Here is a 20,248-nt window from a genome sequence, read left to right on the forward strand (position 1 = left end):
GGTCATGTGGTGAGCGCGGCGCCGGCCGCGATCCGGGACTGGAAGTTGCGGGTGGACAGGCAGAGCAGCGGCCGCGCGCCTTCGAGTTTCAGCGCACGCAACTGCTGGGCCAGCGGTTCCTGGGAGGGCCCGATGCGCAACTTGGCCGGCATCGCTGGATGAGCCCAGACCCGGCCCTTGATATCCATCTGGGACCGCTGTACCTTTCTGCCGAGCCGCGAATAGAACACCAGGTCGCGGGCCGGATATGGCACAGCTGGGCCGAGCAGGCCTGCCATGCCGAGAACCTGTCCGTCGTCGGCGTACGCGGCGATCGCGGTCCGCAGTGGCCCCACCCGCACGGTCACATCACCGCGCAGCGACGGGTAGCCCCACACCTTCCGGTTGAGGTCGTCGACCTCGTCGGTCGTGACCACCATGCCGAGCGGGCGAAGGCCGATCCCACCCTGATCGGCGCTGCCCAGCAGCTCGGTGAGCGTGTGCCAGCCCGATTTCCAGGGACCGGGCACCACGAGACCGGCTGCGACACAACGAAATGGGGCGAGGCTGCCGTCGCGATGCTCCCACGCGAGCAGCGCCGCCAAGACCCGGCCGGGCGCGATCCGCATGAGTTTGCCCAGGTCTCTGCTGTCCGGCAATGCCGCGGCGGCCTCCGCGTCGGCGGCGAAGAAGGCTGCCAGTGCGCGGCCCTCGCTGCAGACGATCGGCAATCGGACCGGACCGGATGCGGTCGACACCGGGTGTGTCGGCACGGTGAGGAAGGGATAGCCGGGCGGCCGCGGCGGCTGGTCGTAGGTTTGGTAGAGCTGTGTCCTGATGACTTCGCCGCGGTAGGGCGTGAACTGCTCCTCGATGTAGTGCAGGGCTTCCGGCAGCAGATGTTCCAGGTTGTGGAGATAGTGGGCGGGGCTGTGGCATTCGGGGAACTGATGCGCGGGTTCGGTGTAACTCACCTGGTACCAGTCCGGGTGGAGATCGAAGCAGCTGCCCGCGCCCAGCCCGTCCAGGGATGGGACGATGTCGTGCTGATTGGTGATGGAGGCGACCCAGGTGCCGGGATCCGCCGGATGTTTGTGATTGACCGGGGAACCGACCGCGACGGCGTGGGTAATCCGGAAGCGGCGGCAGAAATCCTCCTCCTGAGTGAGATTCATGATCGCCGGACCGCCCGCGCTGTGTCCGATCAATGCGATCTGGGCGCCGTCGGGGATGCCGTACTGATCGATCGCGCTGTGCAGGGCGCCGCTGTAGGTCGATTCGTTCTTCAGCGTGGCGCTGAACGCGCCGACCAGATCCTGCGGAGACTCGTTGCGGGCTCGGCCCGGTCGCATTCCCGGCACCTGGACGACATATCGTTCGACACCGTCCTGGGCCGCGATCGTCTGGATCACGATGCGCCCGTCATTGCCCAAAACCACGATGTTGCCGAGGAATCCGAGCATCGAACCCTCATCGGCGAGGGCGGACATCACATGGGGACCGGCGTCGATGGGTGTGGCCCCGCCCGCCCCTCGGTCGAGCCTGGTCATCAGCTTGGTCGAGACCCCGAGAAGCAGTCCCGCGGTAGGTCCCGACTTCCCGGAGGCCACGCCCCACGCGGAGGCGTCGTTGAGCGGATTCTTGTCCTGCAGCGCCTTCACGCACAGGATCTCCGCGAACATCGGGGCCAGGCCACTGAGCCCCCCGACCGCCCCGCGGTCCTTGAACCACACCTGCAACGCCTCGATCGTCTCGAGTTCATGGCCCGCGAAGGCGGCGTCGATGAACCTGACCAGTTTGGGATCCTCGGTGAGTTCCGGATGAACCAGGCGCAGCGCCGCCAGCCGCAAACTCAGCGAGGCCACCATGATCTGGACCGCCAGGCTGTTGCGCCCGAACACCCCGCCCAGTCCCGCGGCGAGGGAACCGACCAGACCGCCGGTGAAGGCGAAGCCGAGCCCCTGCCGGTCGGTGAGCGCGTTGAGCAGTCGATATCCCACCGTCAGGCCGGTCTGCGGGGCGAGCAGCGGCGGCGGTCCGACCAGGGCCGTGGCCTGCTGAGAGATCGCGCGCACGGTTTCGGCGATCTGCACGAGTTCGAAGGCCGCTGCCTTGAGTCGTCGAATGTCCTCGTCGTGTTCCCGCTCGTGCGGCGAGATGAATCGCGGGGCTCGCTCGCGTCTGGATCGGCCGTTCGATCGGTCGAACGAGATTTCACCAGTGTCCATTGATATCTCCTGTGGGCTGGTGGAATGAAAAGCATCCAGCGGACACGCTAAATTAGCCGCGACTATTCGGTCAACGGATCGCGGCTAGGCTCATTGTCGCAGGGAATCAATCGACTGAGTCGAAGGTACTACGGTTGCGGCGAAATGAATTGCCGAGGTGTTGTCAACCCCTCTATTGGTTGTGGATCGAGTTGCCCGAGGCGCCGAGGAAATCTGTCGAATAGTGTGTAGAACACTATTGTTGGCTACCCGGGGGAAATGGTACTCGTGGTGAATTCCGGCGGAAAACGAACTCCGCTTCCGTTCCGAGATAAGGACGGTGGACCGATGATGGGTGTGCGCACAGCAGACCTCGAGCGGTGGTTTCGATGATTCGGTGGGCCAGCGATCTGCTGGCATGGATGGAACGCTCGCTGCCCCAGCTCGGCGACGAGTACGGCCCCTGGCTTATCCAGGAGCCGCACCCCGCCGCCGTCACGGCCCGCATCAGAGTCGACGTCGATTCCGCCTGCACCGAGTTCGTGCTCTCGGCTGTTCCGCTCGTACCGGTCGGCCACGCACACTGGCAAATCGCTACGCGCCGAACCGGTTTCACTCGGACGGGTCCGGATGCCGGTGCCATGGAAACGGCGATCGGATGAGCGCGACCCGTTGGTCGCGCAGCGGACCGGGCGGTCGTCGCCGGGCGCGGATCGTCGCCGGGATCCTCGGCCGATGGGCCGGGGACGGGGAGCTGGGGAGGTTGTCGATGCGGTTGCGATTGTCCAAATCCGATGTCGAACAACAGCTGAGCGACGACCTGCGGGAGCTCGTCGCCGGGACCGAGAGGCGGGGCTGGGCGCGGCGGCTGTGGAATATCCTCCTGTATCCGATACAGGGGACGACCTGGCGTCTCGGGCACGATGTGGTCGGGCTCGCGAAGGTATGGGAGCTCAGTGAGCGATACCCCGTGGTCTTCCTCCCGACGCACCGCTCCTATGCCGACTCCCCGCTTCTCGATAAGTCCCTGTCCAGTGCCGGACTTCCCGGCGCCTATCGGCTGGCGGGCGACAATCTGTCGTTCTGGCCGCTGGGCGCTCTCGGCAGACGCAACCGAACGATCTTCATCCGACGCGATTTCGGCCGGAATCCGACCTATCACCTGGCGGTCCGTGGATATCTCGCCCACCTGTTGGAGCAGCGCGCCGACCTGGAATGGTTTCCGGAAGCGGGCCGCAGTCGTACCGGCCGCCTCCGCCGGATCCGGCCTGGGCTGCTCCGCATTCTGATCAATGCCTTCCGCGACGCCCGGCTCGATGATCTGTATCTGATGCCGGTTTCGATCACCTACGACCTCTTACCGGAGGCGCGGGCGCTGGTCGATGAGGACCGGGGCGGGACCAAGCGGCCGGAGGGGTTGCGCGAGATGGTCCGCTACTACCGGGCCAACCGGGTCGCGCGCGGGAGTACGGCGAGAGTGGTTTTCGGCGAACCGATTTCACTGCGACGGCAGTTGATCTCCGCCGGCAGCGGCGGCGACTGGGCCGCGGTGGAAGCGATCACGCGCGAGCTGGCGCACCGGCTGAACGCCGCGACGCCACTCACCATCGAATCGCTGCTGACCCTGGTCTTGGCCGAGGGCGAGCGGGGGCCGCAGGATCTGCGGCAGATCAACCGCGCACTCGACCCGCTGCTCGCCTTCGCCGCGCATCGAGGGATTCCGGTAGTGGGCCTGGATCGTCTGCACGGCCCGCGCAGCCTCCAGCCCATCCTCGATCGGCTGGTCCGAGCCGGCGTCCTCACCGCAGTCCCGGGCTTCTCCCGGCCCGACTACCGGATCGGCTCGGACCAGCACCAGCTCGCGGCCTTCTATCGCTATTCCGGCAGCCACTGGCTGGTCATGCGCGCGATCGCCGAGCTGACCCTGCTGACCGCCGAGGAGTCCGTCGACCTCACCGCGCGGGCACGGCGCTTGCGAGAGCTCCTCGGGCACGCCTTCGTGCTGCCGGAGCCGAAGGATTACGACGAGGCGTTCCGATGTGAGGTCGCGGACCTGGTCCGCGCGCGAAGACCGGAAGACTCGATAGTGGCGGGCCTGGTGAATCAATCGTTTCTCCTCGCGCCCCGGCTCCTCGGTCCGGTACTGGAGGCATTTCATCGAGTGGCGGTGTGGCTGCGAGACAATCCCGAACCACTGCGAGACCGCCGTCGCTGGTCGTTGGGCGAGGTGTTCGCCGAGACCAGCACGGCCACCGTGCAGTGGCCGGAGTCGATCTCTCGTGAGCTGTGCCGGGCCGCCTTGGCCGCCGCGGCCTCGGAGGGGCTGCTGGAGTCCGAACACGCTGCGGCACAGGCACGTTCGGATTTCGCCGAGGAGCTGGGGGAGTTCGTCGATCAACTCGCCCAGCTCGTCCGCTTCGACACCGTGCCCGGACTCCTGAGGGGGTTGGATGAACGCCTTTGAGGCCTATGTCGAGGGCGTCCTGCGGGGGCAGGAGGGGCCGCGGATCGCGGCCATGTTCGACTTCGACGGCACGCTGGTGGACGGGCAGTCGATCACCGCGTTCCTGCCCGCGACGCTGCCGACACTGCCCGCACGGCTGCTCGATCGGCTCCGCCGGCCCGGTATTCCCTCCGCGGAGTTGATGCGCGAACTGGTCGATACCGGACTTCCGCTGGCCCGGCTGCTGGCCTCCGCGTGGCTCGGCGGGAGAGACGGCGAGGGCATTCGATCGGCGTATCAGTTGACCCTGCGACTTTGCGCGGGTACGCGGGAAGTGGATATGCGGCGGGTCGGCGAGCGGGTATTCACCGAAACTCTCGCGAGTCGGCTGCGCGCGGGGCTGTGGGCGCTGGTTCAGGCGCATCAGCGCATGGGCCACACCATCGTGCTGGTCTCCGCCGCGACCCGATATCAGCTCGCCCCTATGGCCGGGGAGCTGGGTATCGAGCATGTGTTGTGCACGGAGCTGGAGGTCGCGGACGGCCGGGTCACGGGTCGACTGTCGGGGCCCCTGCTGTACGGAAAGGCCAAGGCCGCCGCGGTCCGAACCTTCGCCGAAGCCCACGATATCGATCTCGAATCCAGTTACGCCTACGCCGATACCCTGGACGACGTCCCCTTCCTGGAGACCGTGGGCAGACCCTGTGTGGTGAATCCGGGTGCGCCGCTGGCGAACCTGGCCGCCGACCGCGGCTGGGACGTGCTGCGGCCGGATCCGGGACGACTGCTACCCGCGGCCCTCGCCTCGGTGCGCTCGATGGCCGCCTACGGCGGACTCGTCGTGGGGGCGGGCACCGGCCTGTGCGTAGGGGTTCTCGGCGCCGATGGCCGGCGCGCGGCGGAACTCGGCGTGCTGCTGGCCAGCGATACCTACCTCGGTCTCGCCGGAGTCCGGTTGCGGGTGGAAGGCGCCGAGTATCTGCGGTCGAGCCGGCCCGCGGTCTTCCTGTTCAACCATCAGAGTCCGCTCGATCTGGCCATCATGATCAAACTCCTGGGACAGGACTACACCGGATTCGCCAAGGCCGAACTGGCCGCGACTCCAGGCCTGTCACAGCTGGGCAGGCTCATGGACGTCACATTCGTCGACCGCGACGCCAAGCTGCTGTCTCCGGATCTGCTGAAGCCCGCGCTGGCATGTCTCGCGCGGGGGCTGTCGCTGGTTGTCGCCCCGGAGGGAACCCGGTCGCGGACGCCCATGCCGGGCCCGTTCAAGAAGGGCGGCTTCCTCGTCGCCCGGAAGGCGGGTGTTCCGGTGGTGCCCATCGTCATTCGCAATGCCGGTCAGCTCATGGCCCGTAACGCCTGGACCGTCCGGTCGGGCCTGCTCGAGGTCGTGGTCCACGAGCCAATCGACGTGCGCGGCTGGAAGATCCGTGAGCTGGAGACTCGGATCGAGCAGGTCCGCCAGCTCTACCTGGACACTCTGGTCGGCATACCGAAGTCGTCGCCCCACCGCACGCCAGGGGATGAGGAGGCACGATCGTGAGACCCGCGGAGCAGTTCGGCGCCGCTGCCTGGAACCTTCCCCGGCAGCTGAACGCGCTGGATTCCCTGATGTGGCGCTGCGAGGCCGATCCGCGGCTGCGCTCGCCCCTGATCGGGCTCTTCCTGCTCGACCGGATACCCGAGTGGGACCGGCTGCTCGCCGGTCACGACTGGGCGACTCGCATGATTCCCAGGCTGCGGGAGCGGCCCGTCACACCGCCGCTGTTTCCCGGATCACCGGTGTGGACCGCCGATCCGGAGTTCGATCTGAGCCACCACGTACACCGGCTACGACTTCCCGAACCGGCCGGGCGCCGCGAACTGCTCGACCTCGCCGAGACGATGGCGGCCGCACCCTTCGATCCGAATCGACCCCTGTGGGAGAGCGTGCTCGTCGAGGGCCTGTGCTGGGAGGGCACATCGTATGCGGCGGCCTGGATCCTGCGGTTCCATCACAGCATGGGCGACGGTCAGGCCGCGGTGACGTGGCTGACCACGCTGCTCAGCCGTCAGCGTGAGCCCAGATCCGATAAACCCCAACCACCCCCGCCGCCGCAGTCCGCGCAACCGTCGATGCTGTCGGTACTTCCTGCGCTGCTGGGGGCCGACGTCGGCGCCGCCGGTCTGACCCGGCTCGCCGAGGAGGCGCTGCGCGCGATGACACGGCCCCGGGACGCGGCCATGGAGCTCACCCGAATACTGCTGACCGTGGCGGATATGGCGCCGCGGTCGGTCGGCCCGCAGTCGCCGCTGCTGAGCGGGCGGGGCACGACCCGCCGCCTCGACATGACCTCCGTTCCGGTCGACGGGCTGCGCGCGACGGCCAGTGCCGCGCGGACATCGGTCAACGATGTCTTCGTCTCCGCGATGCTGGGCGGCGTGCGCCGGTATCACGAGCTGTACGGTGCGATCCCCGAGACGCTGTCGATGGCGATGCCGCTGAATATCCGTGGGACACGGCCCATTACGGGCAACCGCTTCGGCGGCCTGCGGGTCGCGGGCCCGCTGGCCGAGAAGGATCCACTCATCCGGCTCGCCGGAGTTCATCGTCTGCTCGCGCAGGCGCAGGCGGCCTTCGATCCCACCGGCCTCGACCTGGTCACCAACCTCCTCAATCGAATGCCGACGCCCGTGGTGCTGGAGGTCGCGCGCCGGATCGGGCTGAGCTTCGACCTGCAGCTGAGTCAGATCGCCGTCTTCGACCGGGGCTTCTATCTGTCGGGGGCGGCGATCGAGGATTTCTGGTGCTTCGGACCCGTACCGGGCTGTGCGGCGACCGCGATCATGATCTCGCGCCGGGCGGGCGCGTCGCTGGCCGTCACGGTGGATGCGGCGGCCGTCGACGATCTCTCCGCATTCATGCACTGTGTCGAGGAGAGCCTCATGGAGCTTCGCTAGGCGGGGGCGAGCCGGTGGCCGGCCCGCTCAGGATCATCGCGATGACCTGTGACCGGCCGGTCACCTTGAGCTTCATGAAGATCGAGTGCAGGTGATTCTTGACGGTCGCCTCGGCGATTCCGAGAGTCCGGGCGATGAGCCGATTGGTGAGCCCCTCGATGAGCAGTCCGAGGACCTGCTGTTCGCGTTTGGTCAGCCCCGCAACGGGAAAGTCGATTTCGACGCGGGGGCGCGGAGCCGTATATTCCCCCGGTCGAACCGATAAATGAATCGTTGGATCCACTTCGCAGTGGACGGCTGTTTCCTCGAGCTTCTTGAGGATGTCCGTCAGTTTAGCCAATTGGAAGGATGCCTCCCGGACCAGCTCAATGGTCGTAGCACTGGGCTCGAGAGAATCGGGCACAGGCGTCAATGTGTCACTCTCCTCCATACCGGGACTGCACCACAGGGGTGGAGGGGGCGCGAAGGCGGATCATGGAGTACTTCGGTTCAACAACGCACTATCACGACGTAATTACAATACTATTACGACACTACTATTGCGCAGTCATGATCGACGATCCAGGCCAGGCAACCCTTGAATAGCAGTCAAACCGTTTCGTATCGAACCGATTCTAGGTGTTCCGCTTGCCGAGCGGAAGCTATTCGGGGCAGCTAGATCGCCTAGATAAGTCGTAGTCCGCATCCTTTGGTCCGGATCGTATTTCGTATTTCCGTAAGGGTCGATGCCTGGTTATGTTGCAAATCGTGAAGAACGTTCCTATCGACGTGGCGGTGACGGGTGTCAGCTCCCTGATGCCGGGTTCGGCGGATGTCCCAGGTTTCTGGCGGGATGTTCTGGGCGGTCGCGACATGATGACCGAGGTTCCGCCCAGCCATTGGCTGCTGGCCGACTATCACGACCCGGATCCGCAGGCGCCCGACAAGACCTATGCCCGTCGCGGCGCCTTCCTGTCGCCCACCAGTTACGACCCGCTCGCCTACGGCACCCCGCCGGCCACCCTGCCCGCCACCGATGTCGCGCAGCTGCTGGCGTTGCCGGTGGCCGAGCGGGCGCTGCGCGATGCGGCGGGTGGCGGCGAGCTGTCCGAGGCGGTGCGGGAGCGGACCGGCGTGGTCATCGGCACCGGCGCGCTGGAGCTGCTGCTGCATATGGCCTGCCGGTTGCAGCGCCCGATCTGGCGTAAGGCGTTGCACGACAGTGGGATCACCGGGGAACAGGCCGAACGGATCTGCGACCGGATCGCCGACCACTACGTCCCCTGGCAGGAGGCGACCTTTCCCGGACTGCTCAGCAACGTCGTGGCCGGTCGCATCGCCAACCGGCTCGACCTGCACGGCATCAACGCCACGACCGACGCCGCATGTGCCAGCTCGCTGGCGGCGTTGTCGGCGGCGGTCGGCGAATTGCAGTTGGGCCGTGCCGATCTGATGCTCGCGGGCGGTGTGGACACCCTCAACCACATCACGATGTACATGTGCTTCAGCAAGACCCCCGCGCTGTCGCCGTCCGGGGATTGCCGCCCGTTCTCCGATAAGGCCGACGGCACCATGTTGGGCGAGGGCCTGGCGATGTTCGCCCTCAAACGGCTCGCCGATGCCGAGCGCGACGGCGACCGGATCTACGCGGTGCTGCGCGGCCTGGGCACCTCGTCCGACGGCCGGGGTACGGCGATCTACGCGCCCGTACCGGAGGGGCAGATGCGCGCGCTGCGCCGGACTTACGCGATGGCCGGCTACTCGCCGTCCACGGTCGAACTGGTCGAGGCGCACGGCACCGGCACCACCGCGGGGGATGCGGCCGAGATCGCCGCGCTGGCCGAGGTCTTCGCCGAGGCCGGGCCGCCGGGTCGCCGGTGGTGTGCGGTGGGCTCGGCCAAATCGCAGTTCGGGCATACGAAATCGGCGGCGGGCGCGGTCGGGATGCTGAAGGCCGTTCTGGCGCTTGCGCATCGGGTGCTGCCGCCGACGATCAAGGTGGATCGTCCCAATCCCGAACTGCGTCTGGAGGACGGCCCGTTGTATCTCAACACCGAACAGCGGCCGTGGGTCAGAGGTTCCGGCCACCCTCGCCGGGCTTCGGTGTCCAGCTTCGGTTTCGGTGGCAGCAACTACCACCTCACATTGGAGGAGTACGTGCCTGCGCACGGCGGCCGGGCCGCGTCGCGCATGTACCCACTGCCGTCCGAGCTCGTACTGCTCAGCGCCGGTTCGGCGGCCGAGCTGGTCGAGCGGCTGCGGCGCGGCGACCGAGCGGGGTTCCAGGCGGACGACCCCGCGCGACTGGCGCTGGTGGCGGAGCCGGACCGGATGGACGAACTCGCCGGGGAGGCTGCGGCGCGGCTCGCCTCCGGCTCGACCGAATCCTTCCGGACCCGGTCGGGCATCCAGTTCCGGAGCGGTCCGGCGTCGCCGGGCAAGGTGGCCTTCCTGTTCTCCGGGCAGGGCGCCCAATACACCGGTATGGGAGCGGATGTGGCGATGGCCTTCCCTCAGGCGCTCGCGGCCTGGGACGAGACGGCCGACCTGATGTTCGACCACCGGCCGGTCCACGAGATCGTCTTCCCGCGCCCGGTCTTCGACGAGGACGACCGGCGGCAGCTGGAGGAGACGCTGCGCGCGACCGAGTGGGCACAGCCCGCACTCGCGGTCCAGTGCGCGGCCCAGCTGCGGCTGGCCGCGGCGCTCGGACTGCACGCGGAGTTGCTGGCCGGGCACAGCTTCGGAGAGCTCGCCGCACTGCACGCTGCGGGCTGCTTCGACATCCACACCTTGGTACAGCTGGCCCGTCGACGCGGCGAACTGATGCGCGACGCGTCCGACCGGCCCGGCGGCATGTCGATGATCGGTGGCGATGCCGCACTGACCGCCGGGCTGATCGGCGACGATGCCGAGCTGTGGGTGGCCAACCTCAACAGCCCGGATCAGACCGTGGTGTCGGGAACCCTGGACGCCTTGTCGGCGCTGGAGATTCGGGCCGCCGAACAGGGCGTCACCACGCATCGGTTGAACACGTCGACCGGCTTCCACAGTCCCCTGGTGGAACCCGCGAGCGAGCCGCTGCGGGCGTATGTGGACGGGTTGACCATCACTGCGCCCGAGCGATCGGTGTACGGCAACTCCGACGCCGACCGCTACCCCGATGATCCCGACCAGATTCGGAAACGGCTGGTCCGCCACCTCAGTTCGCCGGTTCGCTTCGCCGAGCAGATCGAGGCGATGTACGAGGCGGGGGCGCGCGTATTCGTGGAGTTCGGCGCCGGTGCTGTGCTCACCGGCCTGGTGGACCGGATCCTCGGCCCCCGCGAACATCTGGCGGTGGCGCTGGATCGCAAGGGGCGCAACGGCGTAACCACGCTCCAACAGGCCCTGGGCGAGCTGGCGGTGCACGGTGTGGCCCTGGATCTCGCGGCGCTGCGGTCGGCGCCGCCCGCCGCGGCGCCGACCCCCGCGAACCGGATGACGGTCGAACTTCTCGGCACCAACTATGGAAAGCCTTATCCGCAGCCCGAAGACGAAGTGGAGATCTTGATGCCGAACCACCAGGCCGAGCCGATCCGGGTCGACACCGACCCGGCAATGCCGTCGCGGTCCGCCGCCGAATCCATCGAATGGCTGGGCGCGCTCCAGGAGATCCAACGGCAGACGAGTGAGGTCCACTCGTCGTATCAGCGTGCCTTGGCCGACGGCCATATCGCCTATATGCGTACCAGCGAAGCCACTCTCAACGGCATGGTCACCGCGCTGGGCGGCGCGCCCGCCCTCGAGCACACACCGATGCCGGTGCGTGAGCCGCAGCAGATACCCCCCGCAGTGGCGGCCGCCCTGCCCGCGGCCCCGCCGGTGCCCGAGCGGACCCTCGGCAATGGGCACTCCGCCGCGGCGCCCGCACGACCTGCCCCGATCGATCTGCCAAATGTCCCGCGGCACAGTGCGACCGAGCATCAGGACTTCTCGCCTGCTCCTGCGACTCATACTCCGCCGCCGCCCTCGGTGCCCGCGCCGGTCGCCCCCGCGCCAGCCCCCGCGGTCGACCTCGAGGAAACACTGCTGTCGGTCATGGCCGAACTGACCGGCTACCCCGTCGACATGCTGGGTACCGATATGGATCTCGAGCACGACCTGGGCGTCGACTCGATCAAACGAGTGCAGATCCTGTCGAGCATCCGGCAGCGTGTCCCCGAGCTGCCGAAGGTGGACCCCGCCGAACTGGCTCGGCTGCGGACGCTGGGCGAGATCTCGACCTACCTGCGCAGGCCGGGCGCCGGCCGGGAACCGGCGACCCAGACCCGGCACCGCGGCGGCAGCGGCGGGCACGACGACGAGGAGGGTGACTCACCGGCTCGTCCAGCGCGCCTGACGCCACAGCTGGTCCCGGTGTCGCCACCGGGTCTGACACTGCGAGGACTGCTGCGGGGCACGGTCGCCGTCACCGATGACGGTGGCGGCATCGCGCGGGCGCTGATCGCCAGACTCCGGGACGCGGGCGTCACGGCCGTGCTCGCCACCGAAGCGGATACGGGCACAGTCGTTTTCATGGACACCGTCGTCTTCCTCGGTGGACTGCGTCGCATCTCCACCCGGGACGAGGGAATGCGGGTGGAACGCGAGGCATTCCGGTGCGCGCGAGCGATGGCGTCCCGGATGACGGCGACGGGCGGCTCCTTCGTCATCGTGCAGGACACCGGTGGCGACTTCGGACTCGGCGGCAGCTATCCGGAGCGGGCCTGGGTGGGCGGACTCGCGGCACTCGCCCGCACGTGTGCCCGGGAGTGGCCGGACGCGGTGGTGAAGGCGATCGACTGCGAGTGCACGGGGCGCAGCCCGGCCGCCGCCGCCGAGGCATTGGCCGCGGAACTGCTCGGCGGCGGCTCCGCACGGGAGGTGGGACTGCGCGCCGACGGCAGCAGAACGCATCTCCGATTACGGCCCAGCGCACTGGTTTCCGGGCGCACCGACGAATTGATCGGCCCGGACTCGGTGATCGTCGTGACGGGCGGCGCGCGAGGGATCACCGCGGCCTGCGCCCTGGCGCTCGCCCGCGCTCGCCGACCGCGACTGGTCTTGATCGGACGAACGACACTGGACGAGGAGCCGGGCGATCTTCGAGACGCCGTCGACGAATCCGGAATTCGGCAGGCACTCGTCGCCCGCGCCCGCCGGGACGGTCGGCAGCCGAAGCCCGCGGCCCTGGAGGAGGAGATGCGCCGCGTGCTGGCGGGCCGGGAGGTTCGCCGCACGGTGGAGGCGCTGCGGATAGCCGGTTCCCCGGCCCGCTACTTCGCCGCCGACGTGGCCGATGCGACCGCACTGCGCCCGGCGCTGGAGCAGATTCGCGCCGAATGGGGCCCGATCACCGGACTCGTCCACGGCGCGGGCGTGCTGGCCGACCGGCTGGTCGCGGATAAGACGGATGAACAGTTCGACCAGGTCATGCGCATCAAAGCCGAGGGGTTCGGTGTGCTGTGTGAACAGCTCGCGGCCGATCCGATCCGGCTGGTCTGCGTCTTCTCCTCCGTCGTCGCCAGCTACGGCAATCCGGGGCAATGCGACTACGCCATGGCCAATCGGATTCTGGACCACCAGGTTTCGGCGTGGCGGGCGCGAGATCAAGGGGCCCTGGTGCGATCCCTGGCGTGGGGACCCTGGCAGGGCGGGATGGTCGGGCCCGAACTCGCCGAGCAGTTCCGGCGGCGCGAGGTTGAGTTGATCCCGGCCGAGGCCGGTGCCGCATCGTTCGTGTCGGAACTGACGACGGATTCGCCGGACGTGCGGGTGCTCCTCGCGGCCGGGGACGCGGCGGCCATGGATCCCGCCCCGGACGAAGTCACCGTGGAAATCGCGCTGAGCGATAAGTCGCATCCGCACCTGCGAGACCATGCGATCGCCGGACGCCGGATCGTCCCGCTGGCGATCATGCTCGACTGGTTTCTGCGGGCCGCCGCCGATGCCGAAGGCCCGGCGGAGCGCGGCACCGTCCTGCGGGACGTTCAGGTGCTCGCCAAGGTCACCGTGCCGGAATCGGGGCGCACACACCTGACCGTCCACACGCACCGGGAGGCAGGGGAGAACCTCCGGATCGAGCTGTCCGGTCAGTACGGCGAACGGCACTGCCAGGCAACGGTTTTCCCCGCCGCCGCGACCGCACCTCAGCCGCCTCGCCACGTCGAGGATCCCGTCGGGCTCAGCCCGGTGGACCGGGCCGAGATGTATGCCGGATCGGTCCTGTTCCACGGGCCGAGCTTCCAGGCGATCTGCGAGATCGAGGGAGCCACAGCGGCCATGGCCGCCGGCACGGTGCTCGGCGTACACCGGCTCGGCTGGCCGGTCGAGCCGTGGCGCATCGATCCGGCCGCCGTCGACGGCGCGATTCAACTCGCCCTGGTCTGGGCCGAGCAGGCGCTCGGCACGACGACCCTGCCGATGTCGGTCCGCGAGTGCCGTTTCCACCCGCTCCCATGGGACGACAAGCCGCTGCGCTGCGTCGTACGGGCCGTCACCGTCGACGACACCGTCGCTCACTGCGATGTCGTACTCACCCGGACGGACGGTACGACCGTCGCCGAGCTGTCCGGACTCGAACTCGTCGCACGTCCCCACTGACCCGAGCGCCATCCCCTTTCTTCGGGCCGAAGTATCCGGTGGTCGCGTGACCGTCCGCCCCTGGCAGCCCGATTCGGCAACCACCACCGGATGAACACCCGCCCGCTCGAGCACGGCATCGGCGCCGTCGAGCACCGCGGCGGGTGCGGAGGTGGCCCACCGGGCAACGGCGCCCGGGCGGATCCGGGATCGACATCGGCGTCGATCCCGGGTTCGACCCTCCGGAACGAATAACGGTCCCCCACCGAATATCGGTGGGGGACCATTGATTTCGCGTCGGTGACGCACCATTCAGGTGGTGCGTCGTCCTCTGCGCTGTCCGGAACCGTCTCGCACGACCGTCGGCCGCTGAGCGTCTTTCGCGCCGGTGGCCGATTTCCGGGCACTCGGTTCCGCGCTGTCCGTCACGGTCACGCTCTGCGCCGGCGGTTCTGTGCCGCGACGCGCGGCCTCGTAGCGGATGCCCGGGATGGGTAGCTGGTTCACGGCGAATTCGGAGAGCTGCCGCAGGGCCTGCATCCCGGGCACGGACCACCCCGCGCCCGCGCCGCCGCCGTCCAGCCGGGCCGCGATCTGCTCGAAATCCTTTGCGGCAGTGCGACAACGGGCGGCATATGTGGTCATGAAGGAGCAGAACTGCGCGGTGACGCCGGGCGCCCCGTGCAGATTGGTCTCGAGTTCCTCCAGCCGGTCGGCGCACTCCGCGAGTGTCGTGGCCGCCGCGGTCAACGGCTGGGGCCGGTCCGGGGCGGTCATTGCGCATCCCGGCGGGTCATGGTCACCAGACGCGGCTGCAGATCCTCGGGTGTGTTGCGGTGCAGGATATCCGATACGGTCCGCGTGTTCTCGATGACCTGCATGCCCGCCGGGGAGAACGTCTCGGTGTGCAGGATGCGCGGCGCGACCAGGGGATTGGTCAGCGCTTGTGAGAACGCGTCGATGGCGATGATCTTGGTGAGCAGTGGGCCCAGGATTGCCTGATCCGATCCGCCTTCCTCGGCGAAGAGTCCGACGTAGAGGTCGACGTCGTCCACGGACCGGTAGAGCTCGTGCAGCGCGCCGTTCACCCTCGCATCGCTGGAGATCTGCCGGAAGTCGTGGACCGGACGCATTTTCAGGTGTTTGCGGTAGGCGTTGTACGGCGCGAGCCGCAATGTGCGGGAGCGGGCGATGCTGGCCAGATCCGTGGGCACCAGGGAGGCGTCGGTATTGAACAAGCCGATCTGTCCGGCGCCCTGCCGCGATGCCTCCTCGAACGTCCGGGCCAATCCGGCCTTGGGCAGCAGCGGACCGGCGTACAGGGTCTGCGTGACGGGAATCTCCCGGCCGCCGACGACGAGCGCGGAGGGGATGAGGCTGTGCCAGCGGTAGACGAGATTGAACTCCACCGAGGCCCAATTCTGCCGCTGCCAAGGTGCTTCGGCCACATCGCGGCTCAGCTTCGGGGTCAGCTTGAATTGGAAATGGTAGGGCGTGATGTGGTTGATGTACTCATCCACCACCAGTTTGAGCAGCAGCAGGATCATGACATTGCGGGTCGTCTGGAACAGCCGCTCGTCATCCCAGGCGGGATTCTCCTCGGCCAGCACCCGCGCCAGCCGATTGTGCTCACGCAGGAACAGAACGGTGAGCATGGTGAAACCGATCTGACTGTTACCGCGGTCGCTGCCGACGGCGAACAGGGTGTCGCGCTGGGCCTTGCTGAGCTCGTTCCAATGGACCACGGACAACGCGGAGAATTCCTGTTTGATCTTGCCCTGTTCGCACAGGTAGGGCGGGAATTCGCCACCGTTGACCGATTGGCTCTTGAGTCGTCCGCCCTCGAAGGCGCGGAGTTGGTTCGTGGCATCGTCGTTCAGCCCGTACAGCTGATTGAGGTCGATGCTGTGGTTCGAGGAATTCTTGCGGGGATCCGGGGGAACATGGCTGTCGCTGCGCAGGAATCCGTCGGTGAACCATTGGGCGAAGTAGGCGAACATCACCGTCGAGCGCCGACACGGGATCATGCCGTTGTCCCGGGTGAACAGGGGTTCGGTCGCCTTGACCGACGGCCGGCCGGTCTCGGCGTCGGCGATCGGCGGCAGATGCCGCCCGCTGTAGGTGCGGTCGGTCAGCGAGGACCAGGAGGTGTACGACGCCATGGTGCTCAGCGGTTCGGGCCGGGGCGGCATCTCGCGGATCGCGGAATCGATGAGAAAGGTGTTGAGCGTCTCTCGCACCGGCGCGATGCGCTGGGCCAGATCCCACGCCGGCTTACCGTTCGTCAGGGCCAGATACCTGAGCCGGTTGGCGGCGCCGTCGGTGGTCATGCTACGGGCTTTCATTTCGCCATTCCTCCTTTTGTGTAACACAACGTCCATGGTTTTATCCGTGAACACGATTGTCGAACCTTTCTTCGTGTCCGATCATTCTCGTTTGTCGCTCTCTTTGTATTGTTTGTGAGCTCGACGGCGGCCCTGATCCGGCGATTCAGGATCCGAGCCGAAACGGCTACGGGCATCGCTCAACGCATTCAGTGTGACCACGGCCGGTGAGCAGGTCAATATTCGTGCTCTGCAACCTTGTATCCCTCCGGACCGGTCCGGTCCCATTACTTTCTTCTCATGGAATGGAGCATCGCACTGCCCAAGAATTGATTTCGGATGGATATTCCGCTCCGACGCCGACAGTGAAGGCCGTGCCTATGAGTACCGAAGTGCTGCCGCGAACACGATCGACCGCGCTCACCTGGAATCCCGATGGCGAGTCGGCGGTCTTCGCCGGGGCCGGGATGGTCGAGCTCGCGGCACGTATCCGTGAGCCGGTGTACATCGTGACCACCGATCACAGACCGGAGATCGGTGTGGCCGTCGGCGGTACGGTCACCGCGCCCGGTACCGGTCCGTATCGAGTCGCTGGGCTGCTGCCACCGCTGCATCCGGAGTGGTTGGGCGACCGGTCATTCGGTGAGACCCACGGGGCCCGCTTCCCCTACATAGCGGGCGAGATGGCCAACGGCATAGCCACCACGACCATGGTCATCGCCATAGCGCGGGCGGAGATGATGGGGTTCTTCGGCGCCGCGGGACTCGCGCCGGCGCGAGTGGCCGACGCGGTCGCGGAACTCGGTGCGGCACTGCCGGATCGGTCCAACTGGGGGGTGAACCTCATCCACTCACCCGCCGAACCGGCGACCGAGGAGGCCGTGGCCGATCTGCTGCTGGCCCATCACGTCCCGGCGGTCTCGCTGTCGGCGTTCATGGACCTCACTCCCGCGGCCGTGCGCGTCGCGGCGAGCGGGCTGACACAGGATGCGCAGGGCCGAATTCGCCGCCCGCGCAACGTCTTCGCCAAGGTCTCCCGGCCCGAGGTGGCCGCCCATTTCATGGCTCCCGCACCGGCGGAACTGCTGCGCGGACTGGTCGACCGAGGTCGATTGAGCTCGGCGGAGGCCGATCTGGCCACGCGGGTGCCGGTGGCCGAGGACATCACCGTGGAGGCCGACAGCGGGGGCCACACCGACAATCGCCCGCTGACGGCCATGCTTCCGGTCATCCTCGCATTGCGCGACACCCTCGCCCGCCGCCATGGCTACGACCGGCCGATCCGGGTCGGCGCGGCCGGTGGGCTCGGAACGCCCGGATCGGTCGCCGCGGCGTTCGCCCTCGGCGCCGCATACGTTCTGACCGGATCCATCAACCAATCCGCGGTCGAGTCCGGACTGTCCACCGAGGGCAAACAGATGCTCGCCGACGCGGGTGTCGCCGATGTGGCGATGGCGCCCGCGGCGGATATGTTCGAAATGGGTGTCAAACTCCAAGTTCTGCGCAGGGGCACCATGTTCCCCTTGCGCGCCGAGCAGCTCTACCGGATCTATTCGAACCACACCTCATGGGCCGCCGTTCCGGAGCGGATCCGGGCCAAGATCGAAAAGACATGGTTCCGAACGTCGTTCGAACAGGTGTGGGCGGATACCCGCACGTTCTGGCTGACGCGGGAGCCGGATCAGGTGGCTCGCGCCGAACGCGACGATCAGCATCGGATGGCCCTGGTCTTCCGCTGGTATCTGGGCATGTCCAGCCGGTGGGCCATCGAGGGGGAGAGCACCCGGCGCGGCGATTATCAGATCTGGTGCGGCCCGGCCATGGGCGCATTCAACCAGTGGACCGAAGACGGTTTCCTGGCCGATCCGGTCAACCGCTCCGTCGTCCAGATAGCCCGGAATCTGCTCGAGGGCGCCGCCGCGATTACCAGGGCGCAGCAATTGCGCAGCTGTGGGGTGGCGGTACCCGAGGGGGCCTTCGCCTTCGCCCCTCGTGATCTCTGCTGAAGACCGAAGTACCGAATTCAACCGATAGATAACCTGTTTGGAGGTCGATCGCATGACGAGTACGAAGACAGTGTCGGATAGCTATCTGGTGAAAGGCCGGTTCCGAACGGAGTCGCAGAATCTTTTCGTCGGCCTGGGTGAGCGCCCGTGACCTCGACCATTGTCATGAGCCCCGCCGTGGTCGAGAACCCCACGGCGCCAGCTCTTCCGGTGCGACGGCGGATGGATGTGACCGGCGTGAATCCGCTGCGGGCACGGCCACGGGTGCAGGAGCTGCTGTACCGCGAACTGCTCACCCCGGCCGATCTGATCGCACCGATCCTGGTGCAACCCGACCACCGGGATCCGGCCCGCTATCGGTACCTGCCCGGCGCGGTCTCGATCTCGGAGGTCGCCGGTCATGCCCAGCAGTTGCGTTCGGTCGGCGTGCGCGCCTGCAAGATACTCGTCTACATCGAGCACCGGACCCCTCACGCCGAAGATGCGTTGAATCCGGACAATCTGATGATCGCCGCCATCCATGCCGTGCGAAATGCAGTGCCGGATATGGTGATCGCCACCGAGGTGTGCGGATGCGCCTGGACCGACAGTGGTGAATGTGTGCTGCTGGGGTCGCGGGGGCGCACCGCGATCGACGCCACCTACGAACTCATGGCGCGGATGGCCGTACTGCACGCGCAGGCCGGTGTCGACATCGTCGGACCGGCGGCCGTGCTGGACGGGTCGGTGCAGGCGACCCGGTTCGAACTCGACGAGGCCGGATTCACCGACGTGGGTGTCGCACCCTCGGTGATCTTCGATTCGGCACTGTTCGACATCTACAAATCGGCGATGAACACCGATCCGGGCCGCGGCAACCGCCGCGGTTTCCAGATCGATCCCTCCCAGCTCGGCCAGGCCCTCGATCAGGCCGAACGCTGGATCGATGAGGGCGCCGATTCGGTGCTGGTACAACCGGCCATGACCTCGATCGACCTGCTCACCCGCCTGCGCGGGGTGATCAGGGCGCCGTTGATCGCGTTCAGCACCTCCGGTGAAGATCAGCTGTTCGCCACGGCGCCGATCGCGGTGCAACTCGAATACGCGCGGGCGCTCAAACGCGCCGGCGCGGACCTGATCATGACCTATGGCGCGCTCCGCCTGGCACGAGCGTTGGAGGACGGGCAGTGAACGATGAACCCTCGATATTGCCACCGCTGGTGGTGCAGGCGCAGAAGGCCGCGGCGAACGCGGGTTTCGCGATGTCGTGCACCAACCGGACCGGTGCGCTGCTGCGAACTCTGGCCGCATCCAAACCCGGCGGGCGGATTCTCGAACTAGGTACGGGGGCCGGTGTCGGCGCCGCATGGCTGCTGTCGGGCATGACGACCAATTCTCAGCTGGTCACCATCGAAACCGACCGTGCGGTGGCCGATCTCGCTCGCGGCGTGATCGGTCCGGATCCCCGGCTCACCCTGTCGATCACCGATGCCGACAGCTGGCTCGACGACTACACCGGCTCCGGTTTCGACATGGTGTTCGTCGACTGCCGGGCCGGTAAGTTCCGTCGCCGTGACGATCTGCTCGAGTATCTGCTGCCGGGCGGTATCTACATCGGCGACGATCTGCTGCCCCAGCCGACATGGCCGGTCGGCCAGCAGACCCGGGTCGGTCGATTCCTGGCCGAGATCCCGACGCAGTCGGGTTTGCGGGTGGCCCTGCTCAATTGGGACTCGGGCCTGGTGATCGGCACTCGAACCGGGCAGCGGTAAGGCCAGGCCC

At 67.5% G+C, this 20,248-nt stretch carries 12 protein-coding genes; 8 read left to right on the forward strand and 4 right to left on the reverse strand.

What is annotated here, in order from left to right; translation table 11 throughout:
• Positions 1-2: 2 nt before the first annotated feature.
• Complete coding sequence (locus ACIA76_RS37555) at positions 3-2,207, reverse strand: hypothetical protein (RefSeq protein ID WP_397159197.1); 2,205 nt, start codon at positions 2,205-2,207, stop codon at positions 3-5.
• 401 nt (positions 2,208-2,608) lie between these two features.
• Between ACIA76_RS37555 and ACIA76_RS37560 the strand changes: the two genes are divergently transcribed.
• From ACIA76_RS37560 to ACIA76_RS37575, 4 genes are read left to right on the forward strand one after another with little or no spacing between them, the layout of a single operon-like run.
• On the forward strand, positions 2,609-2,848 hold the full coding sequence (locus ACIA76_RS37560) for a hypothetical protein (RefSeq protein WP_397159199.1): 240 nt from the start codon (positions 2,609-2,611) through the stop codon (positions 2,846-2,848).
• Entirely contained in the window at positions 2,845-4,650 is a 1,806-nt protein-coding gene (locus ACIA76_RS37565; RefSeq protein WP_397159201.1) for a 1-acyl-sn-glycerol-3-phosphate acyltransferase, read from the forward strand. Before ACIA76_RS37560 ends, ACIA76_RS37565 begins: the two co-directional genes overlap by 4 nt.
• Positions 4,637-6,178 carry an HAD-IB family hydrolase gene (locus ACIA76_RS37570; RefSeq protein ID WP_397159203.1) on the forward strand — a complete coding sequence of 514 codons (1,542 nt, stop codon included), beginning with the start codon at positions 4,637-4,639 and terminating at the stop codon, positions 6,176-6,178. Before ACIA76_RS37565 ends, ACIA76_RS37570 begins: the two co-directional genes overlap by 14 nt.
• Positions 6,175-7,575 carry a wax ester/triacylglycerol synthase domain-containing protein gene (locus ACIA76_RS37575; protein WP_397159205.1) on the forward strand — a complete coding sequence of 467 codons (1,401 nt, stop codon included), beginning with the start codon at positions 6,175-6,177 and terminating at the stop codon, positions 7,573-7,575. Before ACIA76_RS37570 ends, ACIA76_RS37575 begins: the two co-directional genes overlap by 4 nt.
• On the opposite strand, the gene ACIA76_RS37580 is transcribed toward ACIA76_RS37575, so the two are convergent.
• Positions 7,559-8,005 carry a helix-turn-helix transcriptional regulator gene (locus ACIA76_RS37580; RefSeq protein WP_397159207.1) on the reverse strand — a complete coding sequence of 149 codons (447 nt, stop codon included), beginning with the start codon at positions 8,003-8,005 and terminating at the stop codon, positions 7,559-7,561. The genes ACIA76_RS37575 and ACIA76_RS37580 overlap by 17 nt on opposite strands.
• Positions 8,006-8,322: 317 nt before the next feature.
• On the opposite strand from ACIA76_RS37580, the gene ACIA76_RS37585 reads away from it, so the two are divergent.
• Positions 8,323-14,178 carry an SDR family NAD(P)-dependent oxidoreductase gene (locus ACIA76_RS37585; protein WP_397159209.1) on the forward strand — a complete coding sequence of 1,952 codons (5,856 nt, stop codon included), beginning with the start codon at positions 8,323-8,325 and terminating at the stop codon, positions 14,176-14,178.
• 291 nt (positions 14,179-14,469) lie between these two features.
• Here the strand turns inward: ACIA76_RS37585 and ACIA76_RS37590 are convergent, their stop codons facing one another.
• Positions 14,470-14,934: a hypothetical protein gene (locus ACIA76_RS37590; RefSeq protein WP_397159211.1), complete on the reverse strand. Its 465-nt coding sequence runs from the start codon at positions 14,932-14,934 to the stop codon at positions 14,470-14,472.
• Positions 14,931-16,502, reverse strand: a complete 1,572-nt coding sequence (locus ACIA76_RS37595; RefSeq protein WP_397159213.1) for a peroxidase family protein — start codon at positions 16,500-16,502, stop codon at positions 14,931-14,933. The genes ACIA76_RS37590 and ACIA76_RS37595 overlap by 4 nt, the downstream gene beginning before the upstream one ends.
• A 359-nt stretch (positions 16,503-16,861) precedes the next feature.
• Here ACIA76_RS37595 and ACIA76_RS37600 point away from each other — a divergent pair, with 359 nt between their 5' ends.
• The 3 genes from ACIA76_RS37600 to ACIA76_RS37610 all read left to right on the forward strand — a co-directional run bounded on the left by ACIA76_RS37600 (position 16,862) and on the right by ACIA76_RS37610 (position 20,238).
• Complete coding sequence (locus ACIA76_RS37600) at positions 16,862-18,487, forward strand: PfaD family polyunsaturated fatty acid/polyketide biosynthesis protein (protein ID WP_397159215.1); 1,626 nt, start codon at positions 16,862-16,864, stop codon at positions 18,485-18,487.
• 147 nt (positions 18,488-18,634) lie between these two features.
• Complete coding sequence (locus ACIA76_RS37605) at positions 18,635-19,657, forward strand: hypothetical protein (protein ID WP_397159217.1); 1,023 nt, start codon at positions 18,635-18,637, stop codon at positions 19,655-19,657.
• Entirely contained in the window at positions 19,654-20,238 is a 585-nt protein-coding gene (locus ACIA76_RS37610) for an O-methyltransferase (RefSeq protein ID WP_397159219.1), read from the forward strand. Before ACIA76_RS37605 ends, ACIA76_RS37610 begins: the two co-directional genes overlap by 4 nt.
• The last annotated feature ends 10 nt before the right edge of the window (positions 20,239-20,248 follow it).

It is taken from the genome of Nocardia sp. NPDC051570, from assembly GCF_044454005.1.
Lineage (GTDB): Bacteria > Actinomycetota > Actinomycetes > Mycobacteriales > Mycobacteriaceae > Nocardia.

What these genes read in the sequence shown, in the direction of transcription:
- ACIA76_RS37555 (WP_397159197.1), bottom strand. Translation starts at nt 2,207, where the DNA reads ATGGACACTGGTGAAATCTCGTTCGACCGATCGAACGGCCGATCCAGA.
- ACIA76_RS37560 (WP_397159199.1), top strand. Translation starts at nt 2,609, where the DNA reads ATGGAACGCTCGCTGCCCCAGCTCGGCGACGAGTACGGCCCCTGGCTT.
- ACIA76_RS37565 (WP_397159201.1), top strand. Translation starts at nt 2,845, where the DNA reads ATGAGCGCGACCCGTTGGTCGCGCAGCGGACCGGGCGGTCGTCGCCGG.
- ACIA76_RS37570 (WP_397159203.1), top strand. Translation starts at nt 4,637, where the DNA reads ATGAACGCCTTTGAGGCCTATGTCGAGGGCGTCCTGCGGGGGCAGGAG.
- ACIA76_RS37580 (WP_397159207.1), bottom strand. Translation starts at nt 8,005, where the DNA reads ATGGAGGAGAGTGACACATTGACGCCTGTGCCCGATTCTCTCGAGCCC.
- ACIA76_RS37590 (WP_397159211.1), bottom strand. Translation starts at nt 14,934, where the DNA reads ATGACCGCCCCGGACCGGCCCCAGCCGTTGACCGCGGCGGCCACGACA.
- ACIA76_RS37595 (WP_397159213.1), bottom strand. Translation starts at nt 16,502, where the DNA reads ATGAAAGCCCGTAGCATGACCACCGACGGCGCCGCCAACCGGCTCAGG.
- ACIA76_RS37600 (WP_397159215.1), top strand. Translation starts at nt 16,862, where the DNA reads ATGAGTACCGAAGTGCTGCCGCGAACACGATCGACCGCGCTCACCTGG.